This window comes from Chromobacterium alticapitis (genome assembly GCF_002924365.1).
Lineage (GTDB): Bacteria > Pseudomonadota > Gammaproteobacteria > Burkholderiales > Chromobacteriaceae > Chromobacterium > Chromobacterium alticapitis.
The window spans coordinates 40,422-61,731 of the sequence record NZ_PQWB01000050.1 but is presented as its reverse complement, the minus strand read 5'-3'; the positions used below and the strand labels follow the sequence as shown (position 1 = coordinate 61,731).

Annotated in this window: 17 protein-coding genes and 1 rRNA gene; 11 read left to right on the top strand and 7 right to left on the bottom strand. The window is 61.9% G+C overall.

The window, feature by feature from the left end; genetic code table 11:
- A 5S ribosomal RNA gene (gene rrf, locus C2I19_RS22975) occupies nucleotides 1-88 on the top strand; the annotation flags it as partial.
- A 263-nt stretch (nucleotides 89-351) separates the two neighbouring features.
- A complete protein-coding gene (locus C2I19_RS13080) occupies nucleotides 352-2,550 on the top strand; it encodes an ATP-binding protein (protein WP_233201185.1) in 2,199 nt (732 codons plus the stop codon).
- Here C2I19_RS13080 and C2I19_RS13075 read toward each other — a convergent pair.
- The 4 genes from C2I19_RS13075 to C2I19_RS13060 form a co-directional block, all read right to left on the bottom strand.
- Nucleotides 2,543-3,532 carry a GlxA family transcriptional regulator gene (locus C2I19_RS13075; RefSeq protein WP_103903139.1) on the bottom strand — a complete coding sequence of 330 codons (990 nt, stop codon included), beginning with the start codon at nucleotides 3,530-3,532 and terminating at the stop codon, nucleotides 2,543-2,545. The genes C2I19_RS13080 and C2I19_RS13075 overlap by 8 nt on opposite strands.
- A gap of 125 nt (nucleotides 3,533-3,657) precedes the next feature.
- Nucleotides 3,658-4,386: an ABC transporter permease gene (locus tag C2I19_RS13070; protein ID WP_233201184.1), complete on the bottom strand. Its 729-nt coding sequence runs from the start codon at nucleotides 4,384-4,386 to the stop codon at nucleotides 3,658-3,660.
- A complete protein-coding gene (locus tag C2I19_RS13065) occupies nucleotides 4,386-5,075 on the bottom strand; it encodes an ABC transporter permease (RefSeq protein ID WP_103903138.1) in 690 nt (229 codons plus the stop codon). Before C2I19_RS13065 ends, C2I19_RS13070 begins: the two co-directional genes overlap by 1 nt.
- Nucleotides 5,076-5,307: 232 nt before the next feature.
- A complete protein-coding gene (locus tag C2I19_RS13060) occupies nucleotides 5,308-6,072 on the bottom strand; it encodes an ABC transporter substrate-binding protein (protein ID WP_103903137.1) in 765 nt (254 codons plus the stop codon).
- Nucleotides 6,073-6,550: 478 nt separating this feature from the next.
- Here C2I19_RS13060 and C2I19_RS13055 point away from each other — a divergent pair, with 478 nt between their 5' ends.
- The gene (locus C2I19_RS13055) at nucleotides 6,551-11,359 is read left to right on the top strand and encodes an NAD-glutamate dehydrogenase (RefSeq protein ID WP_103903136.1); all 4,809 of its coding nucleotides are present in this window, start codon (nucleotides 6,551-6,553) and stop codon (nucleotides 11,357-11,359) included.
- Between the two features lie 227 nt (nucleotides 11,360-11,586).
- The gene (locus tag C2I19_RS13050; protein WP_103903135.1) at nucleotides 11,587-13,287 is read left to right on the top strand and encodes a bifunctional metallophosphatase/5'-nucleotidase; all 1,701 of its coding nucleotides are present in this window, start codon (nucleotides 11,587-11,589) and stop codon (nucleotides 13,285-13,287) included.
- Between the two features lie 60 nt (nucleotides 13,288-13,347).
- On the opposite strand, the gene dut is transcribed toward C2I19_RS13050, so the two are convergent.
- Both dut and coaBC read right to left on the bottom strand, forming a co-directional pair.
- Nucleotides 13,348-13,800 (bottom strand): dUTP diphosphatase, encoded by a 453-nt coding sequence (gene dut, locus C2I19_RS13045; protein WP_103903134.1) that lies wholly within the window; start codon nucleotides 13,798-13,800, stop codon nucleotides 13,348-13,350.
- A 51-nt stretch (nucleotides 13,801-13,851) separates the two neighbouring features.
- Nucleotides 13,852-15,033, bottom strand: coding sequence for a bifunctional phosphopantothenoylcysteine decarboxylase/phosphopantothenate--cysteine ligase CoaBC (gene coaBC / locus C2I19_RS13040; protein ID WP_103903133.1), 1,182 nt, complete (start codon nucleotides 15,031-15,033; stop codon nucleotides 13,852-13,854).
- A gap of 156 nt (nucleotides 15,034-15,189) precedes the next feature.
- Between coaBC and radC the strand changes: the two genes are divergently transcribed.
- From radC to C2I19_RS13005, 7 genes are all read left to right on the top strand, one after another.
- A complete protein-coding gene (gene radC / locus C2I19_RS13035; RefSeq protein ID WP_103903132.1) occupies nucleotides 15,190-15,864 on the top strand; it encodes a RadC family protein in 675 nt (224 codons plus the stop codon).
- Between the two features lie 114 nt (nucleotides 15,865-15,978).
- Complete coding sequence (locus C2I19_RS13030; RefSeq protein WP_043626035.1) at nucleotides 15,979-16,230, top strand: hypothetical protein; 252 nt, start codon at nucleotides 15,979-15,981, stop codon at nucleotides 16,228-16,230.
- A gap of 146 nt (nucleotides 16,231-16,376) precedes the next feature.
- Nucleotides 16,377-16,751 carry an oxidoreductase gene (locus C2I19_RS13025; protein WP_103903131.1) on the top strand — a complete coding sequence of 125 codons (375 nt, stop codon included), beginning with the start codon at nucleotides 16,377-16,379 and terminating at the stop codon, nucleotides 16,749-16,751.
- A gap of 231 nt (nucleotides 16,752-16,982) precedes the next feature.
- Entirely contained in the window at nucleotides 16,983-17,420 is a 438-nt protein-coding gene (locus C2I19_RS13020) for a DUF2844 domain-containing protein (RefSeq protein WP_103903130.1), read from the top strand.
- 9 nt (nucleotides 17,421-17,429) lie between these two features.
- Nucleotides 17,430-18,677, top strand: a complete 1,248-nt coding sequence (locus tag C2I19_RS13015; protein ID WP_103903129.1) for a DUF3443 domain-containing protein — start codon at nucleotides 17,430-17,432, stop codon at nucleotides 18,675-18,677.
- 209 nt (nucleotides 18,678-18,886) lie between these two features.
- Nucleotides 18,887-19,174, top strand: a complete 288-nt coding sequence (locus C2I19_RS13010; RefSeq protein ID WP_146056809.1) for a hypothetical protein — start codon at nucleotides 18,887-18,889, stop codon at nucleotides 19,172-19,174.
- Between the two features lie 43 nt (nucleotides 19,175-19,217).
- The gene (locus C2I19_RS13005) at nucleotides 19,218-19,775 is read left to right on the top strand and encodes a flavin reductase family protein (RefSeq protein WP_103903127.1); all 558 of its coding nucleotides are present in this window, start codon (nucleotides 19,218-19,220) and stop codon (nucleotides 19,773-19,775) included.
- Nucleotides 19,776-19,843: 68 nt separating this feature from the next.
- Here C2I19_RS13005 and tyrS read toward each other — a convergent pair whose 3' ends face one another.
- Entirely contained in the window at nucleotides 19,844-21,118 is a 1,275-nt protein-coding gene (gene tyrS / locus C2I19_RS13000) for a tyrosine--tRNA ligase (protein WP_103903126.1), read from the bottom strand.
- Nucleotides 21,119-21,310: the final 192 nt, after the last annotated feature.

Genomic DNA, 21,310 nt, shown 5'->3' with positions numbered 1-21,310 from the left:
CGCCTTCCCATCCCGAACAGGACCGTGAAACATCTTAGCGCCGATGATAGTGTGGCATTCGCCATGTGAAAGTAGGACACCGCCAGACGCCCCATAGCGAACCCCAGCTCAATGAGCTGGGGTTTTTGCGTTGCGCGAACGATACGCCATTGTCGTTTCTTGGCAGGCGTACGCAGAGCGCGCTTTATCATGTGGCGTGAGGGGCCGTGCTTCTCATGCATTCCAAATGGGTAGCGTGCGCGTCGTTTTCGCGCGCATTGCGAACATGGCTCGTTTTTGTAAAAATGCCCGGCGAATGTTTCATGCAATGCATATGATTCAAGATGTCAGATGAATTTCGGGGCGGGAGTCTTGAGTAAATTTAAAGGCCGCGAGTGGCTGCTGTTTGGCTGTCTTTGGCTGGTTTGCAGCCTGTTGGTGTTCGCCCAGTGGGGAGAGAGCGAATATCGCAGGCTGCAGGACAGTTTCGAGCTGGCGGCTCACCAAGCTTACGGCGGGGTGGCGCGTCGGCTCGACCAGAACGAGTCCGTGCTGTCGGCGATCAACGCCTTGCTCATCGCTCATGAACCTTTCGATGCGCCTGCGCTCAGCGCGTTTTCGCGTGAGATGCTGCCTCGCTACCAGCAACTGTACGCCATCGAGTTTTTGCAGAATGTCACTCGCGATAGCCGAAACGCCTTCTTGAGCAGCATGGGGCAGCGGTTTGGCGAAACCTTCTATATCCGGGACTATGATGTGGCGGGGCGCCGTAATTGGTCGCCCGCTCCTGTTCGTAGTCAGGCGCTCGTGGTGTCGATGATAGAGCCGGATTTGCCGGCTTTCAGTCCGGTCTACGGCTACGACATGCTGGGCGACGCGCATTTTGCGGCAGAGTTGCGGCGCGCTATAGCTACCGGGCAGAAGGTTTCCTCGCGGCCATTCGAACTTTACGATGGCGGCGGGCGCGCCTATCTGTTGATGCAGCCTTTGTTCCGGGATAAGACGAAGCCGGGGCGGCTTGGCGATGAACGCGAGCTGGCCGGCGTGGTGGCGTTGGTGGTGTTCTGCGATCGGCTATTGCAGTTGCCGGAAAGCCAGGTCTTGCAATCGGGGTTCGATCTTTCCCTGCTGCCCAAGAATGGCAATCAGGGCGGGGAGCCTTTATACCAGCGCCTTCACCGCGATGCGGATCATGACTGGTGGCCGCTGCTGACTCGGTTGGAATTGCGCTTGCCGTTGAATAGCGATGCCCAGCCCTTTGTGCTGGGTGTGGGGCAGGATATACGGCTCAATGACCTGGCCTTGTCGCCGCTGCTGCTGCGAGAGGTGTTCGTGGCCTTGCTGTTGGCCGCTGCTGGGCTGATCTACTCGCAGCGCATCGCCTTGCGGCGGGAGCGCAGTCAGGCGGACGAGGAGCTCTTCCTGCAGAGCGAGCGGGCCTCGGTAACCTTGAGCGCGATTCATGACGGAGTGGTGATTCTGCGGCAGGATCGCCGCATTGAGATGGCTAATCCCATGGCTTTGCAACTGGTGGACATGCCGGCGGAGGAGGTGTTGGGCCTGCCGTGCCATGAGGTTTTCCGGTTGATGGGAGAGTTGGCGGCGGAGTTTTCCGAAGACCCGATCAGCGAATGCTTCCGCACCGGGCTGCCTGTGGAGCTGGCGGAGCGCATGCAGTTGACGACGGCGCGCGGCAAGGTGCATTCGGTGGAGGGGGGTGTGGCGCCGCTGCTGTCGCGCGACGGGGTGTTGATAGGCGTGGTGTGCGCCATGCGCGACATGGGGCCGCTGCGCTTGCGCACGGCGGCGGCGCTGGAGGCCAGCGAAACCCGGGTCAAGGAGCACCTGGAAAAACTGTCGCACGTGGCGCGCTTGCATACAATGGGCGAGATGGCGTCCGGCATCGCCCATGAACTGAACCAGCCGCTGACCGCGATTTCCAATTATTGTCAGGCCGCCATCCAATTGCTGGAGGGGGTGGAGGAGGCGCCGCCCCAGGTGAACTCCGCCTTGAAGCTGGCGGTGGCGCAGGCGGGGCGCGCAGGGGAGATCATCAAGCGGCTGCGTGCCCTGGTTAGCAAGCGGGCGATAGAAACACGGCTGATCGATGTCAATCAGGTGGTTGGCAATTGCATGTTCCTCGCCGAATATGATCTACGGGAGCGTGGCATCGAGGTGGTGCAGTTGTTGTCGGGCTATTCCATACCGGTGATGGCGGACAGCATCCAGCTAGAGCAGGTGGTGCTGAATCTGCTGTCCAATGCGATGGACGCGCTGAAGGATGAGCCGGCGCTGAAGCGCCATGTCATCGTGCATACGCGGCGCGAAGGCAAGAAGGGCATACTCGAGGTGCGGGATACCGGGCGCGGCATCACCCCGGACCTGTTGGAAGTGCTGTTCCATCCGTTTTTCTCCACCAAACCGCATGGCATGGGCCTGGGCCTGTCCATTTGCCAGACCATAGTCGAGCAATACGGCGGCTTGATTTCGGCGGAAAATATTCCAGCCAGCGGCGCCTGCTTCAGAATCGAATTGCCGCTGGCCCTGCAGGCGGAGCGCCAGCTCAGCTAGCGCGGACGCTGGCCTGGCTGCGCTGCGCGCGCTCTTCGCGCGGCGTGATGTTGAAGTGGTTGCGGTAGGTGCTGGAGAAGTGGGGGCCGCTGGAGAAGCCGCAGGCGAGGCCGATCTGCACGATGGATTTGCTGGTCTGCAGCAGCAGTTGGCGGGCGCGGTTCAGCCTTAGCTCCAGATAGTATTTGGACGGCACGGTGCCCAGGTATTGCTTGAACAGCCGCTCCAGCTGGCGTCGCGACACCCCCACGTAATAGGCGATGTCGTCGGTGGATAGCGGCTCCTCGATATTGGCCTCCATCAGGCTGACCGCTTCGGTCAGCTTGGGCTGGCTGCCGCCTATGCGGGTGGCGAGCGGAATGCGCTGGCGCTCGTTACCGGGGCGGATGCGCTCCATGCTGAACAGCTCGGACAATTGGGCGATGAATTCATGCCCATGCTGCCTGCCGACCAGATTCAGCATGAAATCGAAAGTGGCTGCGCCGCCAGCGCAGCTGAGATAGCGGCCTTCGCTTTCGTATAGGTTGGACGTGACGATCACGTCCGGAAACTCTTCGGTCAGCCGGGCGATTTCCCGCCAATGAATCGTGGCGCGCTGACCAGCCAGCAGGCCCGCCCGGGCCAGCCAATAGCTGCCGCAGCCGAGGCCGGCCAGCGTCATCTTGTCGGTGTTGGTGTTGGCAATGCTTTTGCTCAGTTCTTCCAGCGCGAAGTCATTGCCGATTTCATCGGCCACAATTATCAGGTAGTCCAGCTTGGGCGCGTAGGATAGTGGCAGCTCCGCCGCCAACTTGATGCCGTTGGATAACTGCACCGGGCCGCCATCCAGCGACAGGAGCAGGGTCTCGTACAGTTTTTTTTCCGCCAATAAATTGGCGTGGGTCAGCACCTCGGAAGCGCTGGCGAAATCGGCCATCGAGGCGTGGGGGAGCAGCAGAAAGCCGAAGCGCAGTGGTTTGGCGGTTAGGGGCGTGTGACCCATGGTCTGAATGGCTGGTAACGGTTGGCAAAAATGCCGCCATGTCAGGAGGCCTGGCATGGCGGCTTGTCTTGGCCTGCATTGTACGATTTATTTCAGGCGGCGGGCAGAGAATCGTCAAGCCGCGCTTACTGCTTCCTGGGAGCCAGGAAAGCCAGGTAGCGGCGTTCGGCGCGTTTCATCAACCAGACCAAGACAAAGGTCAGCGCCAGGTAGATCACGGCGGCGGTGAGGAACGGTTCGAACGGCATATAGCTTTCGCTATAGATGCGACGCGCCACGCCGGTCAGGTCCGCCAGCGTCACCAGGCCGGCGATGGCGGTGCTCTGCAGCATCATGATGACTTCATTGCTGTAGGCGGGCAGCGCGCGGCGCAAGGCGGAAGGCAGCACGATGCGGCGCAGCATCAGCCACTGGCTCATGCCGACGGAGCGGGCGGCCTCTATCTCGCCCCAGTGCGTGTTGCGGATCTGGCCGGCTATGATTTCCGTGGTGTAGGCGGCGGTGTTCAGGGTGAAGGCCAGAATGGCGCAGACGTAGGCGTTCTGCAGGTAGGCCCAGGCCCAGCTCTCGCGGACCCAGTCAAACTGCGCGAGGCCGTAGTAGATGATGAACAGCTGCACCAAGAGCGGCGTGCCGCGGAACACATAGCCAAACAGCCAGACGGCGCCAGACAGCGCGCGGTTCTTGGCGGTGCGGGCCACTGCCAGCGGGATCGCCAGCAGCAGGCCGAACAGCAGGGACAGGCCCAGCAGTTGCAGCGTCATGATCAGGCCGTCGGTGGACGACAGCATCGGGCCGCCATCGTGCGCGCCGAAGAATTCCGGCAGGCGTTCGAGTATCAGTTTCGGATCCATCACAGTCCGCTCTCCTTGGTGCCCATCGAGTAGCGTTTTTCAGTCCAGTGCAATAGCAGGTTGGAGACGCCGGTGACGCAGAGGAAGAGCGCGCCGACGATGATGTAAACGTCGAAAGGCTGCTGGGTGGCCGATTTGGCGGCGTCGGCGCGGTACATCACGTCATTGAGGCCGATGACGGAGACCAAGGCGGTGGATTTCACCAGCACCAGCCAGTTGTTGGAAAAGCTGGGCAGGGCGTAGCGCACCATTTGCGGCAACTGGATGCGGAAGAACACGCGCAGCGGCGACATGCCGTAAGCCAGGCCGGCCTCCATCTGTCCCTTGTGCACGGCCATCATCGCGCCGCGGAAGGTTTCCGTCATGTAGGCGCCAAAGATGAAGCCCAGCGTGGAGACGCCGGCGACGAAGGGATCGATGTCGGGCGCCTGCCAGCCGAAGCGGCCGCAGAGGTCGTTGAGCGCCATCTGGGCGCCGAAGAACAGCAGAAACATCCACACCAGGTCGGGTATGCCGCGCACCACGGTGGAATAGCATTCGGCCAGCAGGGTCAGCGCGCGCGACGAAGTAGACTTGAACAGCGCGCCGACGAGACCCAGTACGACGGAAACGGCGAGCGACGCGCCAGCGAGCTTCAGCGTCAGCGCCAAGCCCTCCAGAATGCTGGGAAGATAACCTTGCAGAAACATGGGCAATCTCGGAAGAGGGGATTGCGGGAGCAGGCGCGCAGCGCGGCTGCCGGGTTGTCGACAATGAGTGGGCGCGATTTCAGCGAACAAGGCGGGGTGAGACCCGGCCAGATCAGGGCTTGGTTCCGCGGGCATCTCTTGAAATCCCAATCGCCCCAGGGCAGCCGGGGCGATTGGGGTGTCAACAACCCGGCAGACGCGCTTGGCGCGCCTGCCGGCGATGCGTCAGGGCTTAGCCGCCGTAGACGTCGAAGCTGAAGTACTTGTCTTGCACCTTCTTGTAGCTGCCATCCTTGCGCGTGGCCTCGATAGCCTTGTTCAGACGGTCGAGCAGAGCTTTGTTGCCCTTCTTGACGGCGACGCCGGCGCCCAGGCCGAAGTACTTCACGTCGGCGTAGTTCGGGCCGACGAAAGCGTAGCCCTTGCCTTGCGGCGTTTTCAGGAATTCGCCCTCGCCGACGGCGCCGTCGACGAACACGGCGTCCACGCGGCCGGACTTCAGATCCAGGAAGGATTCAGGCGACTTGGCGTAGGGCACGATGGTGGCGCCGTTCTTGCCCCAGAAGTCCTTGGCGAACTTTTCCTGGGTGGAGGCGCGCAGCACGCCGATCTTCTTGCCCTTGAAGCTGTTGGCGTCGACCTTGACGCCGTCCTTGGCCACCAGGCGGCTGGCGATGTTGTAGTACTTGTTGGTGAAGTCCACGGCCTTCTGGCGCTCTGCGGTGATCTGCATCGAGGAGATGATGGCGTCGAACTTGTTGGCGTTCAGCGCGGGGATCAGGCCGTCCCAGTCTTGCGGCACGATCTGGCAAGTGACTTTCATTTCCTTGCACAGCGCGTTGGCCATGTCGATGTCGAAGCCCTGCGGCTTGCCGTCCGCGCCTTGTTTGGAGAACGGGGGGTAGTTGAGGTCGATGCCGAAGCGGACGGTTTCAGCCTGAGCGGACAGGGAGGCGACCAGGGCGAGGCTGGCGCAGGCGATCAGCGTTTTTTTCATGGTTTTGCTTCTACTTCTCTACTTGGGTCGTCCGCGCGCGGGCGTGCGGCGACAGGCTTTGTAAACCCCGCAGCGGATGAGGCGTTATTGTTCCGATCCGGGTCTTCTTGATTGGCCGGCTGACCATTGCGCGGCGCGCTTGCAAACTACAAGTGGCGGAATTGGTCAATCCCCATAAGCAAGTGCGCACATTCTACCTTACTTTTTTAATAAAATGGAAACATCATAAAAATCAACGATTTGCGAGGTGTTTTGTGCGCTGACTACAATATCCGGAACACTGGGCTTTGTGTAACTTGCCGTCGCTTTGCTGTAATGTATGCCCTGGATTTCCAGATTGCTTATGCCCCCATGCTTTTGCCCATGGGATAGGCTTTGCGCGTTTTGTGTAAGCCGGTGTCGCATTCAGGAAATCCGGTACGGATGGCGCTATCTACAATGCCCCGACAACCTCCCTGCTCACAACAAGAGAAGCTAAATGTCGCTTACCAATAAGACCGAACTGGCCAGCCTGATCGCAGATATCCAGGCTGTGGCCGAGAGCAAGCTTTCTGCCCAGGAGACCCAACAACTCGCCGCCTTCTTGCCGATCTACTTCGAAGAGACCGAGCACGCCGACCTGCGGCAGTTCTCCTCGCTCGATCTGTTCGGCGCAGCCATGGCGCATTACGAGTTCGCCGGCAAGCGCTCCGCCGGCCAGGTCAAGTGCCGCATTTACAACCCCGATTTCGAACGCGACGGCTGGCAAAGCACCCATACCGTGATCGAAGTAGTGAACGACGACATGCCGTTCCTGATCGACTCGATCACCATGTTGCTGTCGCGCCACAACATCAATCTGCATCTGCTGGTGCACCCGGTGCTGTCCGTCGCCCGCGACAAGAGCGGCGCGCTGGCCGAGGTCAAGCGCACCGAAGACCGCAGCCTGCCGCTGGAATCCTTCATCCACGTGCAGATCGACCGCATCAGCGACGCCGCCCTGCTGGCCAAGCTGGAAAGCGAACTGAAGCGCGTGCTGGCCGACATCCGCCTGGTGGTCAGCGACGAGCCGAAAATGCGCGAGGTGCTGACCAGCATCAGCAAGGACCTGGTCAAGCTTAAGGGCGAGCGCGCCGTCGAGGCGAAAGAGGCCGTGGCCTTCCTCGAGTGGATGGCTGAGCGCAACTTCCTGTTCATGGGCTATTGCGACTACGACCTGGTCAAGCGCGACGGCAAGGACAGCCTGCGCATCGTCAAGGATTCCGGCCTGGGCATTCTGCAAGACCAGGGCGACAAGGAATACTCCAGCAGCTTCGAACAGCTGCCGCAGGAACTGCGCGAGCTGGCCCACCTGCCGCAACTGATCATCCTGAACAAATCGCAAACCCGCTCCATCATCCATCGTCCGGCCTATGTCGACTTTGTCGGCATCAAGCGCTTCAACGACAAGGGCGAAGTGCTAGGCGAGCGCCGCTTCCTGGGCCTCTACACCGCCAGCGCCTACCAGGCCTCGCCGAAGGACGTGCCCATCCTGCGCCAGAAAGTGGCCGGCGTTGTGCAAAACTGCGACTTCGTCGACGACAGCTACAAGGCCAAGACGCTGGGCTTCGTGCTGGAAAGCTATCCGCGCGACGAGCTGTTCGAGATCCCGTCCGAGGTGCTGGGGCCGATCGCCGAAGGCATCGTCAGCCTGCAAGAGCGTCCGCGCGTGCGCCTGTTCGTGCGCGCCGACCGCTACCACCGCTATGTCAGCAGCCTGGTCTACGTGCCGCGCGACAGCTTCAACACCGAAGTGCGGCTGAAGATCGAAAAAGTGCTGATGAACGCGTTCAACGGCAGCAGCGCCGAGTTCAGCGTGCAGATCGGCGACGGCACGCTGGCCCGCGTGCATTACATCATCCGCACCAATGCCTCCAAGCTGCCGGCCTTCCATGAAGCCGACATCGAAGCCGAAATTTCGCGCCTGGTGCGCGGCTGGGTGGAGGAGTTGCACCAGCAACTGGTGGAAGCCCACGGCGAAGAACGCGGCAACGGTCTGTTCAATCGCTATAAGGACGGCTTCCCGGTGGCTTACCGCGAAGAGTTCGCGGTGCGCAACGCCGTGCTGGACGTGCAGCATCTGGAAGCCATCGGCGCCGAGCAGCCGCTGGCCATGAAGCTGTACCGCCCCTTCCATCGCGGCGGCGCGGCCTTCAATCTGAAGCTGTTCCGCGAAAGCGAGCCGCTGGGCCTGTCCGCCAGCCTGCCCATTCTGGAAAACATGGGCGTCAAGGTGCGCGACGAGCATCCGTACTGCGTCAAGCGCGCGGACGGCAGTCTGGTGTGGATCAGCGACTTCGGCCTCGACGTGGGCAACTTCGGCGAGCAGATGGCGCAAGACCAGGTGCAGCATGACTTCCAGGAGCTGCTGGCCCAGGTGTTCGCCAAACGCTGCGAGAATGACGGCTTCAACCGCCTGGCCCTGGTGGCCGGCCTCGATTGGCGCGAAATCTCGCTGGTGCGCGCGCTGGCCAAGTATCTGCGCCAGGGCGGCCTGACCTTCAGCCAAGCCTATATCGAGCAATGCGTGGCCAACTACCCGGCCATCACTCGCAGCCTGGTGGAGCTGTTCTACGCCCGCCTGGACCCGAAGGACTTCTCCGACGAGAAGGCCGAGCTGCTGCTGGCCGCCGTGCGCGGCATGCTGGACGGCGTGGCCAATCTGGACGAAGACCGCATTCTGAACGGCTTCCTGGCCGTGATCCTGGCCACCCGCCGCACCAACTTCTGGCAGACGGGCGCCGACGGCGAGTTCAAGTCCTATATCTCGTTCAAGCTGGAATCGAACCAAGTCCCCTTCCTGCCGCAGCCGCGCCCGATGTTCGAAATCTGGGTCTACAGCCCGCGCGTGGAAGGCGTTCACCTGCGCGGCTCCAAGGTAGCCCGCGGCGGCCTGCGCTGGTCCGACCGCATGGAAGACTTCCGCACCGAAGTGCTGGGTCTGGTGAAGGCGCAGATGGTGAAGAACTCGGTGATCGTGCCGATGGGTTCCAAGGGCGGCTTCGTCGGCAAGCAACTGCCGGCGCCTAGCGACCGCGAGGCCTTCCTGGCAGAGGGCATCGCCTGCTACAAGATCTTCATCTCCGCGCTCCTGGACGTGACGGACAACCTGGTGACCGGCCAGATCATTCCGCCGAACGACGTGCGCCGCCTGGATCCGGACGATCCGTACCTGGTAGTGGCCGCCGACAAGGGCACCGCCACCTTCTCCGACATCGCCAACGGCATTTCCGAAGCCTACGGCTTCTGGCTGGGCGACGCCTTCGCCTCCGGCGGCTCCGCCGGCTACGACCACAAGGGCATGGGCATCACCGCCCGCGGCGCTTGGGAGTCGGTGAAGCGCCACTTCCGCCACCTGGGCGTCAACACCCAGGAGCAGGATTTCAGCGTGATCGGCATCGGCGACATGGCCGGCGACGTGTTCGGCAACGGCATGCTGCTGTCCGAGCACATCTGCCTGAAGGCCGCGTTCAACCACCTGCACATTTTCCTGGACCCGACGCCGGACGCGAAGAAGAGCTTCGCCGAGCGCGCGCGCCTGTTCAATCTGCCGCGTTCCAGCTGGGCCGATTACAACCGCGAGCTGATCTCCAAGGGCGGCGGCATTTTCGAGCGCAGCGCCAAGTCCATCCCGCTGTCGCCGGAAGTGAAGGCGTGGCTGGAAACCGACAAGGACAGCATGGCGCCGAACGAGCTGATTCATGAAATCCTGAAGGCCAAGATCGACCTGCTGTACAACGGCGGCATCGGCACCTACATCAAGGCGTCGACCCAGAGCCACGCCGACGCTCGCGACCGCGCCTGCGATCCGGTGCGCGTCAACGGCAACCAGCTGCAGGCCAAGGTGGTCGCCGAAGGCGGCAACCTGACTTGCACCCAGTTGGGCCGCGTCGAGTTCGCGCTGGCAGGCGGCCGCATCGCCACCGACGCCATCGACAACTCCGCCGGCGTGGATTGCTCCGACCACGAGGTCAATATCAAGATCCTGCTGGGCGCGGTGATGCAGTCCGGAGACATGACGCTGAAGCAGCGCAATGAGCTCTTGGCCGAGATGACCGACGAAGTGGGCCATCTGGTGTTGCGCAACAACGTGTTGCAGACCCAGGTACTGGCGATCAAGCGTCTGGAAGCCGCTTCCATGCTGTCCACCCACGCGCGGATGATTTCGCACATGGAGAAGACCGGCGAGCTGAACCGCGAGATCGAGTATCTGCCGTCCGAAACCCAGATCAACGAGCGCCGTCTGGCCCGTCAAGGCCTGACTGTGCCGGAAATCGCGGTGCTGCTGGCTTACAGCAAGATTTCGCTGGATCAGGCCATCCTGGCCACCGATCTGCCGGACGACCGCGACTTTCTGCCGGTGCTGGTCAACTACTTCCCGAAACCGCTGCAACAGCGCTTCGGCAAGCAGATGGAACAGCATCAGCTGCGCCGCGAGATCATCTCCAACCAGCTGGCCAACCAGATCATCAACCGCATGGGCACCACCTTCGTGTTCCGCCTGCAGGAAGAATCGCCATTCTCCGCGGCCGACATCGCCCGCGCCTGGTGGATCGCCAGCCGCGCCTTCGATGCGGAAAGCCTGTGGGGCCAGATCGAGGCGCTGGACAACAAGGTGCCGGCAGACCAGCAAATGCAGCTGATGGTGCTGGTGCGCACGCTGGTGGAGCGCGTGACCCGCTGGGTGCTGCGCAACAAGCGTCCGTTCTCCTCGGTCAACGCCGTGATCGAACAGTACGCCGCCAAGGTGCAAAGCGTGCTGGCCCAGCTGCCCAAGCTGATCCCGTCCGACCAGTATCCGGCCGTGGCCGAGCTGGAGGCGCGCATCGCCCACGCCAATTTGCCGCAGGCGCTGCAACAGGTGCTGGCGCGCCTGGAGTACGCGGTGCCGCTGATGGACATCATCGAGATCGCCGAAGGCGGCAAGCTGTCGCTGGAGCGGGTGGCGGCCAATTACTTCCGCCTGGGCGGCTCGCTACAGCTGGATTGGCTGCGCGACGCCATCACCGGCTTGCCGCGCGACAACCGCTGGCAGTCTCTGGCCCGTTCCGCGCTGCGCGACGACCTGTATCGCGTGCATCGCGATCTGGCGCGCCAGGCGCTGGACGGAGCAGAGGCGGAAGACTTCGCCGGCCTGTGGCTGACCAAGCGCCAGGGCGCGGTGGAGATCTGCGGCCAGATGTTCGCCGAGCTGCAATCGTTCAGCGCGCTGGATCTGGCCATGCTGTCGGCTGGCATGCGCGAGCTGAACAACCATCTGTTGGCTTGATCTGAAAAGCGCCGCCCCGTTCTGAGAGCGGGGCGGATCACGACGCCGCGAGTCTGACTCGCGGCGTTTTATTTTTGTGCCTTAAATTGTCATTTATTGGACTTTATTGCTCATTTTTTTGAAGAATGGTGGTTAAAAGTTCATGCAAATTGTGTATGTTGTCTCGCTGGCGCTTGGCCGTGGCAGCGGCGGGCGCCGGATCACAACACATACAATGGAGCATGTCGATGAAACTGATTCCGCAAACCCTGTGGCTGAGCGTGGCTCTGGCGCTGGGCGGATGCATGTCCGACTCCACTTCCGTGAGCGCGACGCGAGATGGCAGCAACAACGAACAGCGACCGGCTGCGCCGGTAGCCGTCAAAATGATTGCCTTCAATGATTTTCACGGCAATCTGGAAGCGCCAGGCACCCTGACCTTGCCGGACCCGAAAGACCCGAGCAAGACGGTCAAGGCGACGGCTGGCGGGGTGGATTACCTGGCGGCCTGGGTCAAGCAGCTGCGCGACAAATCCCCCAACACCATCGTCGTGTCAGCGGGAGATTTGATCGGCGCCAGCCCGCTGGTGTCTGGTTTGTTCCATGACGAGCCCACCATAGAGGCGATGAATCTGCTGGGGCTGGATCTCAACGCGGTGGGCAACCACGAGTTCGATGATGGCCAGGACGAATTGCTGCGCATGCAGAACGGCGGCTGCAAGCCAGGCGCAGCCGACACCTCCTGCCGCAACGGCAAATTCGCCGGCGCCAAGTTCAAGTTCCTGGCGGCCAATGTGCAGAAGCCGGATGGCGGCACCTTGTTCCCGGGCTACGAGATCAAGAAGTACGGCAATATTCCGGTGGCCTTCATCGGCATGACGCTGAAAAGCACGCCAGAAATCGTCTCGCCCGCCGGCATCAAGGGGCTGAGCTTCCAGGACGAGGCCGCCACCGTCAACGCGCTGATACCCAAGCTGAAGGCGCAAGGCGTGGGCGCGGTGGTGGTGCTGATCCATGAAGGCGGATATCAGACCGGAACCTACGACGACTGCAAGGGCATCTCCGGTCCCATCGTCGACATCGTCAAGAAGCTCGACAAGTCTGTCGGCCTGGTGGTATCGGGCCATACCCACCAGGCTTACAACTGCGTGATCGACGGCCGCCGCGTGACCAGCGCCAAGAACTACGGCCAATTGTTCACCGAGATAGATTTCAAGCTGGACCCGGCCAGCCATGGCTTCGTGGCGGGCTCCATCCAGGCGGTGAATCGTCCGGTGACGCAGGACATCGCGCCGCGCGCCGATGTGAGCGCGCTGGTCAAAACCTATCAGGACCTGGTGGCGCCGATAGCGGGCCGGGTAGTGGGGTCTCTGGCCGGCGATCTGACGCGCAACGCCAATGCGGCGGGCGAAACCACGCTGGGCGATGTGATAGCCGATTCGCAGCTGGAAGCCGGCAGGGCGCAGGGCGCGGTGGTGGCCTTCATGAATCCGGGCGGCGTGCGCGCCGACCTGAAGCCGGATGCCGGCGGCAATGTCAATTACAAGCAGATCTATACGGTGCAGCCCTTCGGCAACACCATGATGACGATGCAGCTGACGGGCGCGCAGATAGACCAGCTGCTGGAGCAGCAATGGAGCACGCCGGCCCAGCCCAAGATGCTGCAGGTCTCATCCAGCCTCAGCTACAGCTGGAGCCAGTCTGCGCTGCCAGGCGGCAAGGTGGACATCAACAGCATCGCCATCAACGGCGTGAAGATCGATCCCAAGCGCAGCTACACGGTGCAGGTGAACAACTTCATCGCAGGCGGCGGCGACGGCTTCGCCGTGCTGGCCCAGGGCGTGAACCGCGTGGGCGGCGGCGTGGATGTCGATGTGCTGGAAAAGTATCTGCAGGCGCATCCCAAACTTGCAGTGCCTAAGTTGAACCGCATCGGCATGCAGCCTTGATGCTTGGCGCGTAAAAAAACGGCGCGGAAGTCCTCCGCGCCGTTTTTCATTTTTTCGTTATCAGCCGCGGCCGGTGCTGCCGAAGCCGCCTGCGCCGCGGTCGGAGGCGTCGAAATCGTCCACGATATTGAAGCTGGCCTGCACCACCGGCACGATCACCATCTGGGCGATGCGCTCCATGGGCTCCAGCTGGAACGGCTGCTGGCCGCGGTTCCAGACCGAGACGAACACCTGGCCCTGGTAGTCGGAGTCGATCAGGCCTACCAGATTGCCCAGCACGATGCCGTGCTTGTGGCCCAGGCCGGAGCGCGGCAGCAGCATGGCGGCCAGGCCCGGATTGTTCAGGTGGATGGCGATGCCGGTGGGGATCAGCTGGGTTTCGCCCGGCTGGATGGTCATGGTCTGTTCGGTGGCGGCGCGCAGATCCAAGCCGGCTGCGCCGGCGGTGGCGTAGGCGGGCAGGTTGTCGCGCAGGCGCGCGTCCAGGATCTTGACGTCGATTTGGGCTTGCATGGTGTTTCCTTGTGATGCGGGGCGGCAGCAAAGCCGCCCGATGGTGAATTCTCAGCGCTGGGCCAGCAGGGCGGCCAGATGGCGCACGATGGCCGCGGCCACCTCGGTCTTGGGCATGGCGGGCAGCGGGTGCTGGCCGGCATTGTCCAGCAGCACGACCTGATTGTCGTCGGCGCCCATGGCTTGCTGCGCCAGGTTGGCTACCAGCAGCGGCAGCTTCTTGCGCAGGCGCTTGGCCTCGGCGAACTCCAGCAGGTTCTGGCTCTCCGCGGCGAAGCCGACGCAGAACGGCGCGGCGGGCAGCGCGGCGACGGTGGCCAGGATGTCCGGGTTTTCTTCCAGCTCTATGGTGGGGAGCGACGCTCCCTTCTTGATCTTGTGTTCGCTGCGGTTCTTCACCCGGTAGTCCGCCACGGCGGCGACGGAAATGAACACATCGCTGCGGCCCACCTCGGTCAGCACCGCCTGCTGCATCTCTTGCGCGCTCCGCACGTCTACGCGGCGCACGTTCAGCGGCGCCTCCATGCCGGTGGGGCCGGAGACCAGCGTCACGTCGGCGCCGGCGTCGCGGCAGGCGCGCGCCAGCGCGTAACCCATTTTGCCGGAGCTGATATTGGTGATGCCGCGCACCGTGTCGATGGCCTCATACGTGGGCCCCGCCGTCAGCAACACCTGCTTGCCGGCCAACAGTTTTTCGGCGAAAAAGCCTTGCAACAGCTCGACGATTTCATGCGGTTCCAGCATGCGGCCGTCGCCGGTCTCGCCGCAGGCCTGGAAGCCGTTGCCGGGGCCGAACACGGTCACGCCGTCCGCTTCCAGCTGGGCGATGTTGCGCTGGTTGGGCGGGTTCTGCCACATCTGCAGATTCATCGCCGGCGCCACGATCAGCGGGCAGGTCCGCGCCGCGGCCATGGTGGACAGCAGGTCGTCGGAGGCGCCGTGCGCCAGCTTGAACAGCAGGTTGGCGGTGGCCGGCGCGATCAGGAATACATCGGCGCGACGCGACAGCTCGATGTGCGCCATCGCGTTGCTGGGGCGCGGGTCCCACAGGTCGGTGTACACGGTGTGGCCGGACAGGGCCTGGAAAGTGGCCGGAGCGATGAAGCGGGTGGCCGATTCGGTCATCACCACTTCTACCTGGTGGCCGGCCTTGATCAGTTGCCGGGTCAGCTCGGCGGACTTGTAGGCGGCAATGCCGCCGCTGATGCCGAGAAGAATGCGTTTGGCGGTCATCGTTGAGGTCTTCGAAACCGTAAACTGGCCATTTTAGCGGATTTGCCCGGCCCGGTGGTCCTGGCTGGCTGTATGGCGGCATGTTAATGTCATTGCTTGTTGCTATCTTGTTGGCCTGATGACACAAACAATGCTATAGCCAGAGGAGGGACGCGCATGTCTATCGCCCATTGGCCGGAAGCGGAGCGGCCGCGCGAAAAATTGTTGAACCAGGGGGCCGCCGCCCTGAATGATTCGGAACTGCTGGCCATTTTTCTGCGCACCGGCATCAAGGGCGTCAATGCGGTGGAGTTGGCTCGGGGCCTGTTAAGCGAATTCGGCTCGCTGACCGGCCTGCTCGGCGCCAGCCTGCAGGAATTCAAGGCCAAGCCGGGCCTGGGCGAGGCCAAGTACGCGCAGCTGATGGCATGCACGGAACTGGCGCGGCGGGCCTTGTCGGAGCCTATGCGCCTGGGTGATGCCTTGGCGAGTCCGCAGCAGGTGAGGGATTATTTGAGGCTCAGCATAGGGCGGCGCGATATCGAAACATTTGTTGTGATATTTTTGACGGCACAAAACCGCTTGATCGAAGTCGAAGAGGTATTCAAAGGCACCTTGACCGAAACCCGGGTCTATCCGCGCGAGGTGTTGCGCCGGGCGCTAAGGCATAACGCCGCGGCCTTGATCGTGGCGCACAACCATCCATCCGGCGTCAGCGAGCCTTCGAGCGCGGACAGAATATTGACCGATACGCTCAAGCGGGCGTTGGAATTGGTCGATATCAGGTTACTGGATCATTTCGTGGTAACCGGCGGACACGCGGAATCGTTCGCTGAGCGTGGCTGGCTGTAGATGCAGGTTTTCGGTGCGATGGCAGTTTGACAGTGCCGCCATCCGGTATCGGGCTTGAGAATCGCAACTGTCTGTTTGACCTTGTTCCCCTCGCCGCATCACATGGAGGTCATCATGAACATCCTGCGTTTGCTGAATGAGTCCGACTACATCCAGGTCAACAATCAATTCGTCAAGCCGGACTTCCATTCGGTGTCGGAAGAATTCTCCGACGACGACGACGTGGTGCTGGAGGCCAATCTGGATGGCCAGGAGCTGGTGCTGACCGTGGCCGACCTGACCGACGCCACGCCGCTGGCGGATGGAGGCTTCTGGTTGGAAGGCTTGGGCTACCTGCGTTTCCTGTCCCAGCAAAATCTGCATTGAGTCTGTGTTTTCCATCGCGGCCCGGCGCATGCCGGGCCGTTTCCATGATATTCATTTCAATTTGATTTGCCTCAATACCTCGCATGCGCGGTGCTTGTACAGTCATCGTGGTTATTTGTAAGTTTTGAAACGGAGGGCGGGTGCTTATGCAAAAGTTCAGGATCGGCATGGTGGGCGTGGGCGAGACCGGCACGCCTTTGCTGAAGCAGCTGCTGGATGCGCCATTCGTCGAGATGGTGGGCGTGGCGGATCTGGACCTGCAGTTGCCCGGCGTGTTGCTTGCCAAGGAAAGAGGCGTGGCGGTGACCGATAACTTCATCGAAATCGCGGAGCAGGGCAGTTTGGTGGATATCATCATAGACGTGACCGGCTCGCGCAAGGTCCGCGAGGATTTGCGCCGCTACATGCAGTTTTCCGGCAATACCCATACGGTGATCGTGCATGAGCGGGTGGCGCTGTTGATGCTGTCGCTGGGCGCGGGCTACTGGGTGGAAACACGGCATGACGAGATGGCCTATTGAGGCTGGATGCAAGGCATGGGTCTGATCGCGCGGGCACGCGCGCAGGATCAGACGAGGAGATGCGGGGGGCTTTAGCCTCCCGCTTTTTTTTATTGGGACGTCTGTAAAGATGGGCGGCAAGGGAGGCTGGACGCAGCCATTTGCTTGGCTGTCTATTATGCTGAGAGTGTAGTGAGGGCAGCGCAAGCAGGATAAATAGAATCATGCTCGACTTATCTCAAGGGGAAAGTGATGAAGCCATCCTTATGCATTTCGCTATCGTTGGTCTTGCTCGCGCCCGCCTGTTTCGCTGCGTTGGGACAGCGGCTGGAGACGACGGGGAAGGTTCAGCGCGCGCTGGCGTTGAAGCCCGCGACGCAGAGCGCGTTCTCGGTCCAGGCCAGCGTGGATGAGGCCGGGCGCCAGATTCGGCAATATCTTGCCGTCGATGGCACAGTTTTCGCGGTGGCCTGGAGCGGCAGGAGCCAGCCGGATTTGCCGCAACTGCTAGGCGATTACTTTCCCGCCTTTCGACAGGCGCAACGCAATAATCGCAGCGGCCTGAATGTGATGCGCGGGCAAGTGGGCACGTTTGCGATCCATACCTACGGCCGCATGGGCGCGCTGCAAGGGATGGCCTGCGATCTGGCTTTGCTGCCCGCCGGCGTGACGCTGGATCAATTGAAATAGGGGGCGGACATGAGAAAACTGCTTGCGTGTCTGTCTTTGGGATTCTTGCTGTTGGGCGGCTGCGGCGGAGGGGGCGGCGGAGATTCGACGTCGCTGTCCAATGGCTCCAGCTCCGGCAGTTCCGGTTCCGCTGCGGCCAACAGCGTGACCATGACGGTCGATACTGGCCCCGCCGGCGCTACCGGACAACTGAACCTGCCTTATGTCACGGTGACGATCTGCGCGCCGGGCACGTCAAATTGCGCAACGGTTGATCATGTGCTGGTGGATACCGGCTCCAACGGTTTGCGGGTGTTGTCATCGGCCTTGGGAGGTGCGGTGAAGGGGGCGCTGGGCGGCCAGTGGATCAATAGCCGGCAGGTAGTCGAATGCGCGCAATTCGCCGATGGCTTCACCTGGGGGCCGGTTCTCCTCGCGGATGCGAAAATAGGTGGCAAGACGGCATCCTCGCTGCCCATCCAGGTGATCTCGGACAATGTGCTGGATTACCCGATTCCGTCGGGCTGCTCATCGTCGGGCAGCGATGAGGGCACATTGTCGGCGTTGGGCGCCAAGGGCATCATAGGGGTGGGCCTGGACCGGCAGGACTGCGGCAGCGCTTGCGCCAGCTCCAGCGGCAACGGATTTTACTATTTGTGCAGCGGGCAGAGCTGCCTGGGAGGCGCGGTGCCGTTGGCCCAGCAGGCAAGCAACCCAGTGGGTTGGTTCTCCAGCGACAATAACGGCGTTTTGCTGCAATTGCCCAGCGTGGCGCCGTATGGGGCGGCATCGGCGCAGGGGACGCTGACCTTCGGCATAGCCACACAGTCCAACAACGCGATTCCCGCCGCGGCCAAGGCCTATCCCGTATCCGCAGATGGCTACACCATCACGACGATATACAAGGGGCAAACCTACCCGGGCTTCCTGGATAGCGGGTCCAACATCTTGTACTTCAGCGACAACAGTATCGCCACGTGCACGCTGTTTGGGGCCTCCTGGTATTGCCCCTCGCTGGCGGCCGGGCAGACGCTGGACCTGAGCGCGCAATTGTCGGCCAGCAATGGCAGCAGCAGTACGGTCAATTTCAGCTTGATCAACGCAACGACGCTGACCACCAGCAGTTACGCGGCCTTTCCCAGCATCGCGGCACCGATGACCGGCAGCTTCTCCGGCTATTTCGACTGGGGCCTCCCGTTCTTCTATGGCCGCAGCGTGTTCATTGGCCTGGCTGGCGCGAGCAATCCCTTGGGCAGCGGCGCAATGTACATTTTCTAGGCGCAGACAATCTTGCGGCGCAGCAAAGCATGGCCTATAACGACAGAGTCATCACGATGACATCTCCTCTGTCTTGATGCTTGAGGATAGGCAAACAGGCCCGGCGCTCACCGCCCGGGCCTTTTTTTATATGGACAGCACTAAATGTCAGTTACGGAAATGTTTATTCCATGATAATTTTTTATGTCTTTTTTATTTTTGGAATCCTGGTGAACGCGGCGAAAAGATTAAGACAGCTGCTGGATCTGAGCGAGGCGCCTGAGCAAGTGGCCGTGTTGGCCGAGCTGGCGGTGGATCTGCAACTGGGCCGGCCCTTCGATCTGAGCCGCCTGAATACGGTGGAGCCGGAGTACTTCGAACTTGGTCTGGCCCTGGTGCGGGATTGGCGTTTCGATTACCACATAGCGGCCCGCAGCAAGCTGTTTGAGGACATTCTGGCGAGGGATCACGGTTTGCAGAGCCGGCTGTGCCATCTGGCTGGCGCAGCCGCGCATTGACGCTTGCTGCTAGAATCGCGTTTTTGCCGAAACGGAGACGACGATGCTGGCGGATGTCGAACTGGCCAAATCCTATCGTTTATTGAATCACGGCCCAACCGTGCTGGTGAGCAGCGCGGCGGACGGCAAGCGCAATGTGATGGCGGCGGCCTGGGCGATGCCGCTGGATTTCAACCCGCCCAAAGTGCTGGTGGTGATAGACAAGTCCGCCTATAGCCGCGAGTTGATCGAGGCCAGCGGCGAGTTCATCCTCAACGTTCCCTGCCGCGCGCAGGCGGCGCAAGTGGTGCAGGTGGGCAGCGAGAGCGGCCGCGACGAAGACAAGTTCGCCGCCAGCGGGCTTGAGGCGCTGCCGGCGCAAAAAGTGGGCGCGCCGCGGGTGGGAGGCTGCATCGGCTACCTGGAGTGCAAGGTGGTGCCGGAGCCGCATAATCAGCAGCAATACGACTTGTTCATCGGCGAGGTGGTGGCGGCGCAGGCCGACGACGCCGTGTTCGGCGGCGGCCATTGGCATTTCGACGATGATCCGGCCAAGCGCAGCCTGCATTACATCGCCGGCGGCGCCTTCTTCGCCACCGGGGAGGCGTTCAGCGTCGCTTGAGCGCGTCGGCCTGACAACAAAAAAGCCCGTCCATGAGACGGGCTTTCGTTTGGCGGCGAGGGGGCGGCTTATTGCCAGTCCACCAGCGCGTACAGCTTCTTGCCGCGCTTGAGCAGCGAGTATTGGCCGAACAGCCGCTCGCTGTCGTCGATGGCGTGCTCCAGGCTCTCCGCCTTGATGCCGTTGACGCTGACCGCGCCGCTCTGGATGAAGGTGCGGGCCTCGCTTTTGGACTTGGCCAGGCCGCCGGCGGCCAGCGCATCGATCAGGCCGTTGGCGCTTTTTTCCAATTTGATGGTCGGCAGGCCGTCCTGCGCCAGCTGAGCGAAGTCATCGGCGGTCAGGCTGGAGAGATCATTGCTGAACAGGCTTTGCGTGATGCGCTGAGCCGCTTCCAGCGCGGTTTGGCCGTGCACCAGCGCCGTGACTTGCTCTGCCAGGATGCGCTGGCCTTCCGGTTTGCCTTCGCGGGTCTTGTCGGCTTCCTCGATGGCGGCGATCTCGTCCACCGACAGGAAGGAGAAGTAGCGCAGGAACTTGTAGACGTCGGCGTCGGCGGTGCCCAGCCAGAATTGGTAGAAAGCGTAGGGCGAGGTCTTCTTCGCGTCCAGCCAGATGGTGCCGGATTCGGTCTTGCCGAACTTGGTGCCGTCGGCCTTGGTCACCAGCGGCATGGTCAGGCCGAACACCTGGGTCTGGTTCAGGCGGCGGGTCAGGTCGGTGCCGGCGGTGATGTTGCCCCACTGGTCCGAGCCGCCGATCTGCAGCTTGCAGTCCAGCCGCTGGTTCAGTTCGGCGAAGTCATAGCCCTGCAACAGGCTGTAAGAGAATTCAGTGTAGGAAATGCCCTGATCGTCGCGGTTGATGCGCTGCTGGACGGATTCCTTCTTGATCATGGCGTTGACCGAGAAATGCTTGCCGATGTCGCGCAGGAACTCCAGCGCGTTCATCTTGCCGAACCAGTCGTAATTGTTGGCCATGATGGCGGCATTGCCGCCGGAGAAGGACAGGAAGGGTTCCACTTGCTTGCGGATCTTTTCCACCCAGCTCTCAATGACATCCGGCGTGTTCAGCTTGCGTTCCGCAGCCTTGAAGCTCGGGTCGCCAATCATGCCGGTGGCGCCGCCCACCAGGGCCACTGGGCGGTGTCCGGCCTCTTGGAAGCGCTTCAGCATCAGGATGGGCACCAGGCTGCCGATGTGCAGGCTGTCCGCCGTCGGGTCGAAGCCGCAATAAAGCGTAACCGTTTCCTTGTTCAGCAGTTCTTGCAGCGCGGCCATATCGGTGGTTTGCGCGATGAGGCCACGGGCCTCCAGATCCTGAAGAAGGGTGGTTTGCGACATTTGACTGGGTCTCCAACACGGTGTTGCGCGGCCAGGCGGCCGCCGGAAAAAACGGCCCCAGCGGGAGCGCGAGGCATCCGGCTGGAGTGGGAAAACTTATCTTAACCGAAATTGCCGCAAAATGGCGGCGTATCGTCTGTTTTATTCGGCCGGAAGGCCGGTTTGGCTTCAAGGCTGGCCGTCGTTGCGGCA